The 15,253-nt window shown below is 48.0% G+C and carries 20 protein-coding genes; 15 read left to right on the top strand and 5 right to left on the bottom strand.

Features of this window, described 5'->3' with window-relative positions:
- Positions 1-1,263, bottom strand: a complete 1,263-nt coding sequence (locus tag IPL71_RS05820) for an efflux RND transporter periplasmic adaptor subunit (RefSeq protein WP_345319737.1) — start codon at positions 1,261-1,263, stop codon at positions 1-3.
- 288 nt (positions 1,264-1,551) lie between these two features.
- On the opposite strand from IPL71_RS05820, the gene IPL71_RS05815 reads away from it, so the two are divergent.
- The 10 genes from IPL71_RS05815 to IPL71_RS05770 all read left to right on the top strand — a co-directional run bounded on the left by IPL71_RS05815 (position 1,552) and on the right by IPL71_RS05770 (position 8,893).
- A complete protein-coding gene (locus IPL71_RS05815) occupies positions 1,552-2,994 on the top strand; it encodes an NAD(P)-dependent oxidoreductase (protein ID WP_345319734.1) in 1,443 nt (480 codons plus the stop codon).
- A 78-nt stretch (positions 2,995-3,072) separates the two neighbouring features.
- On the top strand, positions 3,073-4,347 hold the full coding sequence (locus IPL71_RS05810) for a hypothetical protein (protein WP_345319732.1): 1,275 nt from the start codon (positions 3,073-3,075) through the stop codon (positions 4,345-4,347).
- The gene (locus IPL71_RS05805; protein ID WP_345319730.1) at positions 4,348-5,124 is read left to right on the top strand and encodes a DsbA family protein; all 777 of its coding nucleotides are present in this window, start codon (positions 4,348-4,350) and stop codon (positions 5,122-5,124) included.
- Positions 5,112-5,588, top strand: coding sequence for a peptidylprolyl isomerase (locus IPL71_RS05800; RefSeq protein WP_345319932.1), 477 nt, complete (start codon positions 5,112-5,114; stop codon positions 5,586-5,588). Before IPL71_RS05805 ends, IPL71_RS05800 begins: the two co-directional genes overlap by 13 nt.
- Positions 5,588-6,850, top strand: coding sequence for a PrsW family glutamic-type intramembrane protease (locus tag IPL71_RS05795; RefSeq protein ID WP_345319727.1), 1,263 nt, complete (start codon positions 5,588-5,590; stop codon positions 6,848-6,850). Before IPL71_RS05800 ends, IPL71_RS05795 begins: the two co-directional genes overlap by 1 nt.
- A gap of 4 nt (positions 6,851-6,854) precedes the next feature.
- Positions 6,855-7,163, top strand: coding sequence for a hypothetical protein (locus tag IPL71_RS05790; RefSeq protein WP_345319725.1), 309 nt, complete (start codon positions 6,855-6,857; stop codon positions 7,161-7,163).
- Positions 7,160-7,684, top strand: coding sequence for a tRNA (adenine-N1)-methyltransferase (locus IPL71_RS05785; protein ID WP_345319723.1), 525 nt, complete (start codon positions 7,160-7,162; stop codon positions 7,682-7,684). The genes IPL71_RS05790 and IPL71_RS05785 overlap by 4 nt, the downstream gene beginning before the upstream one ends.
- Before the next feature lie 87 nt (positions 7,685-7,771).
- Complete coding sequence (locus tag IPL71_RS05780; protein WP_345319721.1) at positions 7,772-8,044, top strand: hypothetical protein; 273 nt, start codon at positions 7,772-7,774, stop codon at positions 8,042-8,044.
- Positions 8,020-8,274, top strand: coding sequence for a TFIIB-type zinc ribbon-containing protein (locus IPL71_RS05775; protein ID WP_345319719.1), 255 nt, complete (start codon positions 8,020-8,022; stop codon positions 8,272-8,274). The genes IPL71_RS05780 and IPL71_RS05775 overlap by 25 nt, the downstream gene beginning before the upstream one ends.
- Positions 8,225-8,893 carry an NUDIX hydrolase gene (locus IPL71_RS05770; protein WP_345319717.1) on the top strand — a complete coding sequence of 223 codons (669 nt, stop codon included), beginning with the start codon at positions 8,225-8,227 and terminating at the stop codon, positions 8,891-8,893. The genes IPL71_RS05775 and IPL71_RS05770 overlap by 50 nt, the downstream gene beginning before the upstream one ends.
- A gap of 45 nt (positions 8,894-8,938) precedes the next feature.
- Here the strand turns inward: IPL71_RS05770 and IPL71_RS05765 are convergent, their stop codons facing one another.
- The 3 genes from IPL71_RS05765 to IPL71_RS05755 all read right to left on the bottom strand — a co-directional run bounded on the left by IPL71_RS05765 (position 8,939) and on the right by IPL71_RS05755 (position 11,016).
- The gene (locus IPL71_RS05765) at positions 8,939-9,595 is read right to left on the bottom strand and encodes a 50S ribosomal protein L25 (protein WP_345319715.1); all 657 of its coding nucleotides are present in this window, start codon (positions 9,593-9,595) and stop codon (positions 8,939-8,941) included.
- A gap of 113 nt (positions 9,596-9,708) precedes the next feature.
- Entirely contained in the window at positions 9,709-10,230 is a 522-nt protein-coding gene (locus IPL71_RS05760; protein WP_345319713.1) for a hypothetical protein, read from the bottom strand.
- Positions 10,231-10,401: 171 nt separating this feature from the next.
- On the bottom strand, positions 10,402-11,016 hold the full coding sequence (locus IPL71_RS05755) for an FMN-binding negative transcriptional regulator (RefSeq protein WP_345319711.1): 615 nt from the start codon (positions 11,014-11,016) through the stop codon (positions 10,402-10,404).
- A gap of 192 nt (positions 11,017-11,208) precedes the next feature.
- Here IPL71_RS05755 and IPL71_RS05750 point away from each other — a divergent pair, with 192 nt between their 5' ends.
- From IPL71_RS05750 to IPL71_RS05730, 5 genes are all read left to right on the top strand, one after another.
- Positions 11,209-12,351, top strand: coding sequence for a hypothetical protein (locus IPL71_RS05750; RefSeq protein WP_345319709.1), 1,143 nt, complete (start codon positions 11,209-11,211; stop codon positions 12,349-12,351).
- A 329-nt stretch (positions 12,352-12,680) separates the two neighbouring features.
- On the top strand, positions 12,681-13,475 hold the full coding sequence (locus IPL71_RS05745; protein ID WP_345319707.1) for a hypothetical protein: 795 nt from the start codon (positions 12,681-12,683) through the stop codon (positions 13,473-13,475).
- 119 nt (positions 13,476-13,594) lie between these two features.
- Positions 13,595-13,903, top strand: a complete 309-nt coding sequence (locus tag IPL71_RS05740) for an aldo/keto reductase (RefSeq protein WP_345319705.1) — start codon at positions 13,595-13,597, stop codon at positions 13,901-13,903.
- Positions 13,900-14,460 carry an aldo-keto reductase family protein gene (locus tag IPL71_RS05735; RefSeq protein ID WP_345319703.1) on the top strand — a complete coding sequence of 187 codons (561 nt, stop codon included), beginning with the start codon at positions 13,900-13,902 and terminating at the stop codon, positions 14,458-14,460. Before IPL71_RS05740 ends, IPL71_RS05735 begins: the two co-directional genes overlap by 4 nt.
- 54 nt (positions 14,461-14,514) lie before the next feature.
- Positions 14,515-14,937 (top strand): hypothetical protein, encoded by a 423-nt coding sequence (locus tag IPL71_RS05730; RefSeq protein ID WP_345319701.1) that lies wholly within the window; start codon positions 14,515-14,517, stop codon positions 14,935-14,937.
- Positions 14,938-14,984: 47 nt separating this feature from the next.
- On the opposite strand, the gene IPL71_RS05725 is transcribed toward IPL71_RS05730, so the two are convergent.
- Complete coding sequence (locus tag IPL71_RS05725; protein ID WP_345319699.1) at positions 14,985-15,197, bottom strand: hypothetical protein; 213 nt, start codon at positions 15,195-15,197, stop codon at positions 14,985-14,987.
- Positions 15,198-15,253 lie beyond the last annotated feature (56 nt).

The raw sequence follows: 15,253 nt of genomic DNA, 5'->3' as shown, positions 1-15,253 counted from the left end.
TTAGCCTCCGAACGGCCCGCCGTTAGTAGAAGGTGGATTCAAAATGATCGGATCGCCTTCCTTAATATCACCTTGCACAAGCACGCTATCTGCACCGGATGTGGAACCGAGTAATACCTTGACCATAACTGGCTGCCCGTCAACAAGCAGATACACCACCCGTTCAGAATCCACCAAACGTACTGCCCGATTAGGAATCAATATCACATCATTTACTTCTTCGACGATGATATTCACTGCGGCGGTCATGCCAGGCTTGACCAGTTCGTCTGCGTCCGTCAGTTCAACTGTTACTGTAAAACTGACCACACCTTGTACAGTAACACCCGCCTGATTAACTTGCACCACAGTGCCTTTATACGGCTCAGCTCTGCCGAGAACTGCATCAAATGTTAAGGATGCGTTCTGCCCGACTGCAACTGTGTTGATATCCACTTCTGAAACCTGAACATCAACCAATAGATGTGAAAGATCATCCACGCGGAAAGCAACTGTGCCGGCGGTGATTTGATCGCCAATTGCGGGGTCAGCCTGTGTGACTGTGCCGTCAAACGGCGCAACAATATAAGTTGTGTTTAATGTCGCTTGTGCGGCGGCGACACGCGCTTCTGCGGCGGCGATCTCAACAGGATCTGTGCCGTTTTTTAGACGTTCATAGTTGCGGCGCGCATCATCTAATTGGGCTTCGGCCAGGGCGAGTTTTTCATCAGCATCGGCAATGGTTTCTGCATCGGCATACCCTTTGGTATAACGAACTTTGGGAACGCCAAATTCAAGATAGGTATCGGTAATGGTGATCTTTCCATTTAATCCCAAACGATAGTTATAGGCTTTTTTATAAGCCTCTTCAGCCGCATCCAATGTGCGCAAAGCCTGCGCACGGGCTGTATCTGAATTCGATAAATCTTCCAGTGCTTTTTTTGCGCTGGCAAGATCGGCTTCTGCCAGGATCACACTCTGATTAAGAGAAGCCTTATCGAGACTGGCCAGCACACCGTCACGAGAGACGCGGTCGCCCACTCCCGCATTGACAGCTTCCACAATTCCAGTCGTCTGCCAGATCAGGGTTGCGCTTTGTCTTGCGCGGACACTTCCGGTGGCACCGACTGTCGCGGTCAAATTTCCACGCTCGACGGCTGCGGTTTGAAACGTCACGACGTCGCTACCGCCGGCTGTGGAAATAATAATCACAAGCAAAACAACTGCGACCACTCCAATAATGATCCAGGTTCTGCGTGAAAATCTTTCAAAAAATTTTTTCATTGGTTTCCTCCAAGGCTTAGTCAACGCGCGGATAAAAGTTCTTACGCGATGCAAAATGATCCGTTTCAGTTATAGATATAAATGAAGGGTTTCACGAACTTATACTATTCTAATTCAGAGCGAATGAAAAACGAGACTTTTTACACCTTAATTAATAAAGGTCTAATGAAAAATTGTGACGATTGTCGTCTGCTTTGGTGACATTTACGCCTATATGTGCTCAGTTAGATTGAGTATCATCATTGGAAACTTTAGAAGTGAAAGTTCATTCTTGATTCGGAGGCAGTTATGCAGGCAGTCCCAAGCGAATTCTTAGCGATTGACCGCAAAGAACGCGCAAATCGTCCTTTTTTTGATCTTGACCTCCGCTCTCCCGAAGTGCGCACCTGTGACTTTGAGGATGTTGTAATTGAGTTTGACCCTGAACGCGCAATGGTGGAGGCAGCGCGATGTATCCACTGCCCCGATCCTGCCCCTTGTATGGTGGCCTGCCCTACTGCCAACGATATTCCATCTGCAATGTGGTTGATTGAGCAGGGACGTTTCGTGGAGGCTGCAGGAATTTATCATAAGACCAGTTCCCTGCCAGAAGTCTGCGGACGGGTTTGTCCGCACGAGGCTTTGTGTCAGGGTTCTTGTGTTTTAAATAAGCACCATCAGCCTGTTTTATGCGGCGAGCTTGAAGCCTTTACTGTTGATTATGAACGCCGCACGCAAGGTTATGTAATTCCTGTTGGAAACCCAATCGGGAAAAAAGTAGCTGTGATCGGTGCCGGCCCCGCCGGGTTGGGGTGTGCCGACATCCTCGCGCAAAAAGGATACGAGGTAACCATCTTTGAATCCAAACCTGCGCCGGGCGGACTGCTTGTTTATGGCATTCCAAACTTTAAATTATCCAAGGAAGTATGGCAGGAAAAGTGGGAAGAGTTTGAGCGGGCTGGTGTAAAGTTTGTTCCAAATACATATATTGGAAAAGACAAAACGATTGATGGTCTCTTTGAAGAAGGATTTGAGGCTGTGTTTATTGGTGTGGGTTCAGAGGTTGATGCAAAAATGGAAAATACTCCTGGTACAGATTTGCCCGGTGTTTTTGAAGCGACAGATTTTCTCATTCGCGGTAACGTGGAAGTTGAGCAATTGCCGCAAAGTATGCGCAAGCCGCTTGAGATTGGTAAACGCGTAGTGGTGATCGGCGGCGGTGATACAGCATCCGATTGTCTGCGGACCGCCATCCGCCTTGGCGCGGAAGATGTGACTTGTCTTTATCGCCGCACTGAAAATGAAATGCCCGGCGGAAAGAAAGACCGCAAGATGGCGCGTGAAGAAGGCGCAAAATACCGCTTCCTGACCCAGCCTGTAAAATTCATTGCCGGCGCGGACGGAAAACTCGCGGCTGTGGAATGTATCGAAATGAAACTCGGCGAACCCGATGCAAAAGGCCGCCGCAAACCGGTGCCGGTGGAAGGTTCAAATTTCAGCGTAGCGGCAGATACTGCAATTCTGGCGCTCGGTTATTGGCCTGATCCCATCCTCGGCAAGACCACGCCCGAACTTGAAATTCACGATTGGGGTTTGATCACCGTTAAAAATAAAGCCAAAGGCAACACATCACGCGCGGGAATCTTCTCAGGCGGTGACTGTGTGACCGGCCCCGATCTGGTGGTGACAGCCATGGTCGGCGGAAGAAAAGCCGGCATCGCCATTGACGAGTATTTACAAAATAAAAAATAACCTGTTGTAGAGGGCAGGGTAACTTTAGCAGGGCGAAGCCATCCGGTTTCGCCCTGCGCTTTTGTTATAATCTCATTCATGATGCAACGTATCCTGCGCGGGCTGGAAATCACGCTCGCGCTTACCATCCTCGTTTTACTTACCGGCTACAGCAACCCATCCCTGACAGACAAGATCGAAAAGGTACGCACCTACACGCGCCAGATCGAATTCAATTATGTTTCATGGATGACAGACGCCGCGCTGCTCAAGATGCGCGCCGCCTCGATTGGCGCGCCTTATACGCTCGATCATGCCGCACAAAAGCAGATCGTCACCGAATATTTACGGAACACCCAATCCATCCTCGAAAAAGAATACTTCCTTGAAAAACTCTACGCAGACGCATCCATCACAGACAAGGAACTCGCATCGCAAACGCTGCGCGCAGAACTTGCTGAACAATATGCAAGACAAAAAGAACTCGCCCCGCTCGCCGAATCCATCCTGCAGGATCAAGTCAGCCGGGTCATTGCAGAACTTGGGTTAACCGTTATCGGTCAGCCTGTGCCAAACGTCTGGTATCACTCCACACCGCTGCCGATGGCATTGATCGTCTCTCCGCGTGATCATATCGAACAAACCGCAAACATCTCAGTCACAACCGATCTTACGCTTGATGAACAAGCCGCGCTCGAAAGCAAAGTAGATCAAGGCCTCAACACGTCCTCACTGGTTGTGGGCATCGGCGGCGTGGGCGTTTACCCCACCATGGTCATGCGTACCACCAACCTAAACTGGACCCTCAGCACCGTGGCGCATGAATGGATTCACAACTACCTCACCCTTCGTCCGCTGGGAATTTTATACGGCGAAACGCCCGAACTGCGCACCATGAATGAGACCACAGCCTCCATCGCCGGAGATGAAATTGGAGCGCTCGTCATCAAACAGTTTTATCCTGAATTAATGACCGCATCAGACTCAACCATCAGCCTGATCTCTGCTCCGAATGACCATCGTGAACCCGGAGATTTTTTGCGCCCGCCCTTCGACTTCCGCGAAGCCATGCACGAAACCCGCATCACCGCCGACGCATTTCTCGCTGAAGGAAAAATAGAAGAAGCCGAAGCCTACATGGAAAGCCGCCGCGCCATCTTCCTCCAAAATGGATATTTATTACGCAAGATCAATCAGGCTTATTTTGCATTCCACGGAGCCTACGCTGATTCACCCGGCGGAGCCGCAGGGCAAGACCCCGTCGGCCCGGCAGTGCGCGCCCTGCGTGAGCAAAGTGATTCACTGGCTGATTTTGTCAACACCATCTCGTGGATGACAAATTTTGAGCAATTAAAAGAAGCAGTCAATCAATAAATGAAAAAAATATTTTTTATAATTCCACTTATCATGGTAAGCGCTTTCATTTTAAGCGCGTGTGCATCCGGCGCTGAATCATCCGCAACCCCAACTGTGATTATTTCACAACCCATTCTGCCCAATACTCCAACTTCTGCGATCAGCTGCTCCACGGTTTTCGCAGAACCCACCGCCGCCCCCGATACTGAAACCCTATTCCCCCCCGTCAGCCCCGCAGACTTTTCCTATGGCCCCGCAGATGCACCCGTGACCGTTGTTGAATATTGCGAGTTCGAGTCACAAGGCTGCTTGGGATTGGCGGTTGTGATGGGAGAGATCATGCGCAACAATGACAACGTGCGCTTTGTCTTTCGTCCGCTGCCATTGATCGGCGTGCTCGATAAATCTGATAAAGCCGTTCTGGCCGCATACGCCGCAGATCAGCAGGGACAATTTTGGGGCATGTACGATCTGTTGTTTAGTAAATATAACAACTGGGTCAACTTACAACCAGCCGAGTTCAATGCCTGGGTCGTAAAAGAAGCTGTCACAGCCGGTATGGATGGAGAAAAACTCCAGGCGGCGATCAATGCCGATGAAACAACGACCAGAATGATGTCGGCGTATGAAGCGGCGAAGAAGTTAACCATCCCTGCGGTTCCACTCATCCTGATCAACGGTGAGTTACAGCCGCCGTACGTCCTCGATTATAAAAATTTAAGCGACACCATTGGATTGATCGCGCTTGAAAAAAACAATTTAGCAGTTGCCCGCCATTTAATATCGATCCGATAAAACAATATATCGCCACCATCAAAACTGAAAAAGGCGACATCGTCATGCAGCTATTTCCTGATAAAGCGCCGCTGGCTGTGAATTCATTTGTGTTCCTTGCAAAACAAGGCTGGTATAACGGTGTGACATTCCATCGCGTGATTCCCGGCTTCGCGGCGCAAACCGGCGATCCAAGCAATACAGGCAAAGGCAACCCGGGATATTTTTTCAACAATGAGATCAACGATCTAAAGTTTGATAAACCCGGCATGGTAAGCATGGCAAACTCCGGGCCAAACACAAACGGCAGTCAATTCTTTATCACATTCGGGCCGGCGCCTCATCTTGATGGCGGCTACACCATTTTCGGCCAGGTCCTCAGCGGATTGGAAGTGGCCGAGCAATTAACTCCGCGTGATCCTGATCAAGGCATAATTCTTGCCCCGGGCGATAAAATCATAAGTGTGGACATAGAAGAAAAATAATGCAAACAAATAAAAATCACTGGCCTTCGATCCTGATCCTGCTGACTCTGGCCGTTAGCGCGCTTGGCTTAATGTTGATTATCCTTGCACTTGGCGCATCCTCCCTGATCAACCTTTTTTCAAATGAAGGCGATCCTGCCGGTGAAATGATCGGCGCCGTTGCCTTCGGGTTTGAACTGCTTGTTTTGTTTTTATGCCTGTGGATGGTTTTTCAAAAAACAAGAGGAAGTGAACAGGCTGACCAGCCGTTTAAATTTCCATATTCAGAATGGCAAATTTTTGCAGCACTCGGAATGGTTATCTTCGCTGCCGTGATCGGGGGCGTGATCGCCTTTACAGAAATCAAATGGCTGACATGGATATTCCTGCCGCTGCTGACTTTGTTCGTGATCGTACCGCCCATCTGGCTGTTGTTCGGCATCGGCACGAAAGGCATCGAGCTTGGTCCACGCTGGCGGATATTCAGCGCGCTGGGTTTGGGCATGACCGTCGGCCCGGTGATTATGATCGTACTGGAGATGATTATTTTATTGGGCGCCATTATTATTGGCTCAGTCATAATCGCCATACAACAACCTGAACTCTTTCAAGAAATTGCGGCGCTGGGCAGGATCATTCAGCAGGAAACCAATCAGGACGCAGTTCTTAAATTAATCGCGCCCTACATCACAAATCCGCTTGTGATCGCGTCACTGGTCGGGTATATCTCCGTGCTGGTGCCTTTGGTCGAGGAATTATTGAAGCCGCTGGCCGTGTGGATCTTTGCCTTAAAAATAGAAACACCCGCGCAGGGATTTGCAATGGGAATGTTAAGCGGCGCGGCATTCGCGCTGATCGAAAGCCTGAACGCCAGCGGGAACGGAAGCACAACCTGGCCGATCATTGTCAGCATCCGTGCAGGGACGAGTCTGCTGCACATGACAACTTCAGGACTGGTCGGCTGGGGCATCGTCTCAGCCTTTCGCGAAAAGAAGTTCTTGCGCATGGGCGCTGCATACTTAAGCGCGGTAACGCTGCACGGCATCTGGAATGCGTGTGCCATCGGAACTGGCATCTCTTCCATTGGAGAGCTCGTCGACAAACCTGAATGGGCCTTCAACATCATCCCGGCTGCTTTGTGCGGTATGTCTGTTTTGGGCATCGGAATGCTGGTCGTATTGATCGCATCGAATCGAAAATTAAGAAGCGCGCCTGTCCCTTTGCCCGCATCTTTATCAACTCCGCCGGCCATCATCCATGAGAACGAAGAGGAAGTAAAATAATCGCATGAATTATTCATCCACTGCACGCGCAGGTGATATCGCACAATTGGTTGGGCTGACTCACAAGCATTTCATCTTTTCCTTAAAAGAAGGCGGCGACCTTCAAACGCATCGCGGCGTGCTTAAGCATGATGATTTGATCGGCACACCGTGGGGCTCACAGGTTTTTAGTCACATGGGCGCGCCGTTCTTTTTATTACAGCCATCCATCGCCGATATTCTGAATGACCTGCCGCGCACCACGCAAATTTTGTATCCAAAAGATATTGGCTATATTCTGATCACGATGGGCATCGCGCCGGTCAACGTGTGATCGAAGCCGGCACCGGCCCCGGCTCAATAACCATTGACATGGCTACCGCAATCGGCGCAGAGGGACGGATTATTTCTTACGAACAAAAACAGGATACGCAGAATCTGGCGCGTAAAAATCTCGAACGGGTCGGGCTCGCTTCGCACGTAGACTTCAAACTGCGTGACATCAAAGAGGGATTCGACGAAACTGACGCAGACGCCTTCTTCCTCGATGTGCAAAACCCATTCGATTACATTCCGCAAGTCCGCGCCTCAATAAAGACCGGCGGATTCTTTGGCACCATTCTGCCCACTTTTAATCAAGTGGAAAAAACACTACATGCTTTGAAAAAAAATAATTTTGCATTTATAGAAGTCTGCGAGATCATCCTGCGCCACTATAAATCTGACCCGGCCCGCATCCGCCCGACCGACCGCATGGTTGCGCACACCGGATATTTAATGTTTGCCCGAAAGATCGAGCCAAGCACAGACCCGCGCGGCAAAGAGTTGACAAACGAAGTCAGCGGCGACGGTTAATTTTTTATGGAGTCTATCAGCAAGCTGATGGACTCCATGGGAGAATCAATTATGTTCCGACGCAGAATCCAAAGAGCAATACGACGCATGGGAACCCCCGCAATACCGCCCCAATTACTGCGTGCCAATCAATGGATGGCGAATGGGGAATATGAAAACGCGGCATCAGCATACAAAGAACTTGCCCGGCGCGCCGAAGAACTTTTTCCGCAACGCGCGCCGTTCCTATATATTGAAGCAGGCCGGGCCGCCATCTTAAACGGACAAACCAAACCCGAGTTGCCGATCTGCGGCGCGGACTCACCCTCTTCGCTTCACAAGGCCGAAACCATCGTATGCAGGCAATCGGTCAACATTTGATCAATGAATTGAAAACACATTCCTTAAATTCTGAAGCGGAGGAAATCTCGCTTTTGATATATGGTAATTTACCGAAAGAGATTCAAACCAAACAACCTGTACCCGGTCAGCGCCCGATTCTGCCCACGCATTGTCCATCCTGCGGCGCGGTAGTGAAAGCAGACGATGTTGAATGGCTGGATGAAGTCACCGCCGAATGTGATTATTGCGGAAGTCCCATCCGAAGTTAAAGACCTTCTTTACACGCCGATGAATCCATCAAAAGAATATATTACGCAAAAATTATTGGAAAAAGAACAGAACGCCGCAGACTCTGACGGCTACGCGGAAATCCCTGTCAAACCGGGTACTCCTCTGAGATGCGCAGCAGTGCTTGTTCCGTTGACATATTTTCAAGGCGAATGGAATCTACTTTTCACGCGCCGCACAGACAAGGTGGAATCGCATAAGGGACAAGTCTCCTTCCCCGGCGGCGCATGTGACGAAGGCGAGACCACACCCGAACAAACTGCCCTGCGTGAAGCCGAGGAAGAAATCGGCATACTGCCCGGGGACGTTCATGTCCTCGGTAGACTCAGCCAATTGATAACCATCAGCAGTTTTCGGGTGAGTCCGATCGTGGGTGTCATCCCCTGGCCATATACTTTTAAAGTGGCAGGCATCGAAGTGGCGCGCGTGTTCACCATTCCGCTCCCCTGGCTGGCAAACAAAAATAATTACTGGGAATTTTCCCTGCGCGAATCCGAACGTTCCCTGATCGCATATCATCCTTATGACGGCGAATTGCTATGGGGCGCCACAGCAAGAATGACTGTGAATTTTTTGAAAACTCTTGATCTCTTAAAATAAAAAACCCGCCATCGAAATGATGACGGGTTTTTGAATTGCAAAAATTTACTTCTTGGCGGGAGCGCCTTCTTCTTCCTTCTTACCACGTTCCACGCTGATCGCGGGAGCGGCAGCTTCAGCGCCGGGCAGGGCAGCATCAGCAGCTTCTTCCTTGACGGCTGTGGCAATGATGACAATATCATCAGCATCATTGAGGACTGTAATGTTTTCAGGAAGCGGGATGTCGCTAATGCGAATGCTGTTACCAATTTCCTTAAGGGAGGAAATATCAACGATCACACGTTCGGGCAGGTTGGAGGGCAAACATTCCACTTCAACCGCATCCATACGATGCACAAGCACTGCGCTGTAATCTTTCACAGCGGAGGAAACTCCTGTGAATGTCAGGCGGACCTTGGTGCGGATCGTTTCGGTCAGATCGAGGGCGAGGAAATCAATATGCGTGATGTTTCCCTTAATATAATTGCGCTGCTTTTCGCGCACAAGAGCCGCATACTCCTGGCCTTCCACATCAATCGTCACCAGTGTGGATGAGGTGACTTTGGCGATCACAAGTTCGGTGCTATGCGCATTCAACGAAATCGCAACAGGTTCCACATGGCGGCCATAGATCACTGCGGGCAGTTCACCCGCACGGCGCAAGGCTTTCACCTGCTTGCCAGTTACATCACGTTTGGTGGCTTTTAAAACAATCTTTTCCATCGTTACTCCTTGGGCGCCTCTCACAAGAAGCGGATTAATAAAATCCGCGCTCCTGTTACCTTCACCCTATAAAATGATATTCTGAAAAGCGACCGCGTCGCTGAACATTTAATTTATTTTCGGCCAAACAAAGCCCGGCCCAGCAGCAACATCGTGCCTGCAAACAAGCCGCCAACCAATCCGGCGATCAATGCGCCGCGTGTATCGATCACGGTGGTCACATTGCCTTCCACTTTGCGGGACAAAAGGATGATCGACTCAATCCTCTCAGCACGGACTTCACGACTCGCAACGATGCCTGCGTACGCATTCCCGAATTCAACGCTTCCTGCGACGACCACGCCTGCGCTGCCATTCATTGAGATTTTCTCAGCCCGAACCGCTCCGGCTGCGCTTTGCTGCATGGTCACCTCACCAGCCTGCACCACCCCAAACGCAGACTGACGGGAGTTTACATTCACTGCATGAGTTTGCAAAGACGCGCTCTGACTCAACTCCACATCTTCAGCATTAATAACCTGTGCCGAACTTTGATGCATCCGCACCAACTCAGCGTTGACCAATTCCACATCTACATGTGCAAGATTAGCAACTTGTGATTGTTCAGATTCAGAGATCTTTGTGTTTTCAGTCATTTCAGCCTCAAGGCAGAAAATACGCCCCCTTCTCGGAGGCGCAATGTGGACAACGGCTTGGATTTTATACGGGTGAGAGGGTTTCGTCAAGGAAAAACCATTTACATCCTGAGCGTCCTTCGGCTCCGCTCCTCGAAGAGCACTCGCCACTCCGCTCAGGATGTGTGGAAATCAGGATGCAGAACGCTTCTCTTTCATCGCCTGCGCCACGCCAGCGGACTGTTCATCTCCGCGCCCATCCAACTCGCGGACGATATTCTCGTGATCGTTGTCATTGCGATTCTGGCTGAGTTTGTAGCCTGCATCAATACGGGTCACATCCACGGCGAAACCGATCACGCCGTTCATTTCCTTTTGCACAAAATCCTGAGGGAGGGATTCAAGGCTATAGGCAGCAGGGTCTTCATGATTTTTTACAAGGCGGCTGAGCAAAGCATATAACTCATCCCCTTCCACCACACGAACTTTGCCATAAACATGCACCATCATGTAATTCCACGTCGGCACGTTGACATGGTCATACCAGCGCGGAGAGATATACGTATGCGCGCCCTGAAAGATCAGCAAGACGTCCTGTTCGCCAAAACTCTTCCACTGCGGATTGGCCCGTGACATGTGACTCAGAATGGTCAATCCGCCGTCTTCGGCTTCGAGCACTTCCACCGGCAAATGCGTGGCAACCGGCTTTTCACCGTCATAGCTGACCAGTGCGGGGAAATTGTTCTGTTTGAGAAATTCAATGATCTTTTCACGATCTTCTTCACGATAAAGTTTGGGAATATGCATAGGGAAAAACCTCATAAATGAATTTTGTATCAGTATAGCTTAAGATTAACCTGCTTCATGAAAGAATACGTCGGGTATACTAGGGGAAATTAATGGGGAGACCCATGCTAAAAACCAAATTTTTTCTTTATCGAAAAAATAGTCTGTTACTGTCCGTGCCGGACAGGGCGTTTAAGGGAGAGTTGCGAAACTATGACTAATATTAATGATGCCTTATTGAGCAAAATTGCGCACGCCATGGATGGTCCATGGAATAGAAGCAGGTTTATAGATTTGCTTATTGAATTAGGTCTTTATAAAATTTCAGACTTTCAAGCAGGCGGCATAATACGCAATTACAACTTTATTCTTGAAATACTTCAAATACATGCCAGCCTAAATTTTCTACGCGAGGTCAATGAAAGAAAGCAATTTCCAAAAGAAATTTTGAGGGAATTATTAGAGGCAGGCATTAATTTATCAAAAGTAGACGGTGTAGAAGAAACATCAGAGCCTCAAAAGCCAGTTATATCTAACGGAAAAATTAAAGAGCCCGAAAAGGCTGATCCAGCTATAACTGTTTCTATCAATGGGAATGTGACTGGGAATGTTGTGATTGGCGACAGAAATACAGCCAATCAGCAATCTGCACAAAACAACGCATCAAAAAGCAAAGAGGTGTTTTTTGATGCTGGTGGTCGCTTACGTCAAGTCCGTGAAGAGATTGGGGTGAAAAGCAGTGAAATGATAGAGTTATTAGGGCTTCAAAGTGAGAGGCAATACCTGACAATGGAGAGACAAGCCGAGGAAGTCCCATTCAGTCTCCTGGAATTGGTTCACAAACTCACAGGCGTCTCTTTAGAGTGGTTAAAACATGAAGAAAACCCAAGATATGAAATTGAAGCAATATATTTCAACCCAATCAACAGAGATTTGCAATATTGCGACAGTTTAAACCCAATTGAATATTTTCTGACACTTGAACCCAAAAGTTTGCATACAGGGTTGATTGTGCAAACCAATAAATATTGTTTCCAAACGATTGAGACAGGTGTAAATCTTAATTTATGGGACTGGCTTGAAGATCACTGGGCAATCCCAGCATTTTATAAATTCCTAAAAGCCCTAAGCGATCCATGGCATGATATTGATGGAATAATAATTAACGCAAGCGACGACAAAAGACTCTATGATGGAAGCATTCATTTTTCAGCAGTATCAAGGATGAAAAAAACAGATCTAATTTATGACATACTGGATATCAACGAAACGAGAGGGGTAGTCGCGCGGTATTCAAAAACGTATGGCGGTAATTGGATGCACAAAGTCCACGATACCTTTAAAAAATATCTGTAATTATATCTAGAAAGAAATAATTAGGAAATTGAGAGTGTTTATGAAAACAAGAATCCAAGTAATCGCGCTCGACGAACAGCGGCGAATCGTGGCGTATCTCGATAGCGTCCAAGCGCGGCTGGCGTCGCTGCGGGAGTTACAGTCCGCTACGGGGGAGGAATTGTCCGCGTTGTTACCGTCCGTGCTGGATAGGGCGTTTAAGGGAGAGTTGTGAAAAGCGCCTACCCCCGTCTCTTTCCCAAATGAGAAAGGTGCCTTCTAGCGGAAACAATGATTATGCTTTAATATAAAAGTTTGAAGATAAACAACTTTACAATGGAGATTTTAATATGCCAACATTTGAAGCTCTTTCCCCTTTACTCACAGCAATTATCAGTGCAATAATTGGTCCGCTCCTAGTGTTCTTTGTAAGTAAAACATACACTGACCGTACTATCAAGAGAAATAATAAGCAAATTATTGATCAGATTGAAGATGTGGTAATCGGCGACCACACTATTGCGCTGGAAACGTTAAACAAAACTTTAGTAGATTATTTAAAAAGAAGAGTGAAGTCTGGACCCCTCCATCTTGAATTAAAGTTGATAGCAGTTGCAATGACTTTTTCTTGGGATTTTATTGTGGATAAACTTCCGAAAATCCTTGAGCATAAAGACTTTGAATCAGTGTCTGTCAATCTAAGTGTATGTTTTGTTGATTGTGATTATCTATCAAACCTAAATATTTCTACAGAAGGTCGGAATTGGGGTGATATTAGCCGCCGTGCAGAAAAGAGTATTCCGGGTTTTAAAAAATTGATGAGGAAATTTGACAATCGATTTACGTGTGAATTTCATACCTATGAGAATTTACCACACTGGCATGGGTGGCTTGTCACAGAACGAGGTTTCAATAACAATCCTTCAAATAATGAAGATGTTGTTGAATATTTATTCTTAGGCAGAACAAGATGGGAGAACATTACAGGCGACAATCTAAAACGAAAGAACTTACCTAAACTCACCGTTGGGCAAAATGAATACAGGTTATATACAAATGAAACAAAACAAGGAAGAAGCAGAATTTCCCTTTTTGAGCAATGGCATGCATATTATTTTGAGCGTGTAATCAAGAAGAAGATTTAAAGTCTTTAGTGAAACATAATGGCGAAGATCAATGCGCTGTGGGAGTTACAGCCCGCTACGAGGGAGGAATTGCGCCGAAGTCGGACGGTGTTACCGTCCGTGCTAAATAGGAGAAACTCATGATACCCACCCTAACTTTTGGTCGTACTGGCCACGAAAGTACCCGCACCATCTTTGGCGCGGCAGCTTTTTGGGATACCCCTCAAAAAGATGTTGATGCAACCATGGATCTTATCCTGCAAAATGGAATTAACCACGTGGATGTGGCGGCCAGCTATGGCAAAGCTGAGCAGGGTTTGGGTGATTGGATTCGACGTCACGGCAAACCGTTTTTCCTCGCCACCAAAACAGGCGAACGCACGAAGCAAGCCGCGTATGACCAAATCCGCCGCTCGCTGACCTGTTACATGTTCCCCAGTTGGACATGATCCAGCTCCACGCCTTGCACGAAGAACCCGATTGGACAACAGCCTTCGGCCCGGGGGGTGTTGTTGAGGCTGTCATACAGGCACGTGATGAAGGGCTTGTCCGCTTTATTGGAGTTACGGGTCATGGTGTGCCTGTGCCGGAGTTTCATCTGCGCTCACTCGCCCAATTTGACTTTGATTCTGTATTGCTCCCATACAGCTATATCATGATGCAAAATCCACGCTATGCCGAAAACTTCAACAAAGTGCTTGCAGTGTGTAAGGAACGTAATATTGCCGTGCAAACGATCAAGGGCATCACCCGCTCACCGTGGAAGGATGTGCAGCAGAACCGCACCACCTGGTATCGTCCGCTGGAAGAGCAGGCCGACATTGACCTTGCCATGCATTGGGTCTTTGGCAATCCGCAGGTTTTCCTGAACACGGCCGGCGATATTAACCTCCTGCCCCGCATCCTGAATCCGCTCATCGTTTTATGTCCTCCCCCACAGATCATCAAATGCAGGCTCTCAGTCAGCGGCTTCAAATGGAACCACTTTTTGAATAGTAGAAGTTAAAATGCGGCTAACGATGGACAAACGCGGCGGGAGAAGTTGCGCCGAAGGAGAATTATGAAAACCAATAAGTCATTTATTTTAATAACGGTATTGCTGATCTCAACTGTCTCTTTCGCCTGCTCCCTGTTCACTCGTACAGAAACGACTCCCACTCCCGACCCATATATTTTTCAAGAGGTGACCACTCCGCTTAAGATCGAACCCGATGCCCTGCCGAATGCACAAACAGGTGTGGAGTATGAGGTTGAGATTCTCGTCAGTGATAACGTCACACCTCTGAACAGTGTTTTCATTTCAGACGGAATCCTTCCTGCGGGACTTGAGCTTATATTTGTAGATGGCGAAAATGGCGCAAAGATCAGCGGCACGCCGCAAGAAGCAGGGACTTTCACTTTCAAGATATTTGTATCCTGCAAAGGGACCATGGTCAGCGGGCAGACTTTGGAAAAAGAATATCAAATTGTAGTAGAGAAATAAATTTTAATAACTGAAGGGTATAAGTATTTTATTTTTTCATTACTACCTTATAATACAAGTATGATCGGAATGGCAAAAGGTTTTACCCTAAAGTAGATCATTTTTATGCCGTAAGCCAAAGATGCCGGGCTGACCGAAGCCATGGTCACAAAAGTACTGGCTGAGATCAACGCCCGCAAGTAATCGTCGCATCTCATCAAATAAATAAAAAATGGCGCAGGTCTGGTGACCGTGCGCCATTTTTCTTCATCCTTCATCATTATTCCCCATTCATCATTTCCTCATCCTTCCTCATTCATCATTCATAATTTCCCCG

Source organism: Candidatus Villigracilis proximus, assembly GCF_016717045.1.
Taxonomy (GTDB): Bacteria; Chloroflexota; Anaerolineae; order Anaerolineales; family Villigracilaceae; genus Villigracilis; species Villigracilis proximus.
Note: the sequence above shows the minus strand (reverse complement) of the source record. Positions and strands in the feature narration are given on the sequence as shown.

Bases quoted from the DNA above. Each gene is read 5' to 3' on its own strand.
- IPL71_RS05750 (WP_345319709.1), top strand. From the start codon at position 11,209: ATGACTAATATTAATGATGCCTTATTGAGCAAAATTGCGCACGCCATG.
- IPL71_RS05775 (WP_345319719.1), top strand. From the start codon at position 8,020: ATGCAGGCAATCGGTCAACATTTGATCAATGAATTGAAAACACATTCC.
- IPL71_RS05760 (WP_345319713.1), bottom strand. From the start codon at position 10,230: ATGACTGAAAACACAAAGATCTCTGAATCTGAACAATCACAAGTTGCT.
- IPL71_RS05755 (WP_345319711.1), bottom strand. From the start codon at position 11,016: ATGCATATTCCCAAACTTTATCGTGAAGAAGATCGTGAAAAGATCATT.
- IPL71_RS05730 (WP_345319701.1), top strand. From the start codon at position 14,515: ATGAAAACCAATAAGTCATTTATTTTAATAACGGTATTGCTGATCTCA.
- IPL71_RS05780 (WP_345319721.1), top strand. From the start codon at position 7,772: ATGGGAACCCCCGCAATACCGCCCCAATTACTGCGTGCCAATCAATGG.
- IPL71_RS05815 (WP_345319734.1), top strand. From the start codon at position 1,552: ATGCAGGCAGTCCCAAGCGAATTCTTAGCGATTGACCGCAAAGAACGC.
- IPL71_RS05745 (WP_345319707.1), top strand. From the start codon at position 12,681: ATGCCAACATTTGAAGCTCTTTCCCCTTTACTCACAGCAATTATCAGT.
- IPL71_RS05820 (WP_345319737.1), bottom strand. From the start codon at position 1,263: ATGAAAAAATTTTTTGAAAGATTTTCACGCAGAACCTGGATCATTATT.
- IPL71_RS05725 (WP_345319699.1), bottom strand. From the start codon at position 15,197: ATGATGAAGGATGAAGAAAAATGGCGCACGGTCACCAGACCTGCGCCA.
- IPL71_RS05740 (WP_345319705.1), top strand. From the start codon at position 13,595: ATGATACCCACCCTAACTTTTGGTCGTACTGGCCACGAAAGTACCCGC.
- IPL71_RS05810 (WP_345319732.1), top strand. From the start codon at position 3,073: ATGATGCAACGTATCCTGCGCGGGCTGGAAATCACGCTCGCGCTTACC.
- IPL71_RS05795 (WP_345319727.1), top strand. From the start codon at position 5,588: ATGCAAACAAATAAAAATCACTGGCCTTCGATCCTGATCCTGCTGACT.
- IPL71_RS05770 (WP_345319717.1), top strand. From the start codon at position 8,225: ATGAAGTCACCGCCGAATGTGATTATTGCGGAAGTCCCATCCGAAGTT.
- IPL71_RS05805 (WP_345319730.1), top strand. From the start codon at position 4,348: ATGAAAAAAATATTTTTTATAATTCCACTTATCATGGTAAGCGCTTTC.
- IPL71_RS05735 (WP_345319703.1), top strand. From the start codon at position 13,900: ATGATCCAGCTCCACGCCTTGCACGAAGAACCCGATTGGACAACAGCC.
- IPL71_RS05790 (WP_345319725.1), top strand. From the start codon at position 6,855: ATGAATTATTCATCCACTGCACGCGCAGGTGATATCGCACAATTGGTT.
- IPL71_RS05765 (WP_345319715.1), bottom strand. From the start codon at position 9,595: ATGGAAAAGATTGTTTTAAAAGCCACCAAACGTGATGTAACTGGCAAG.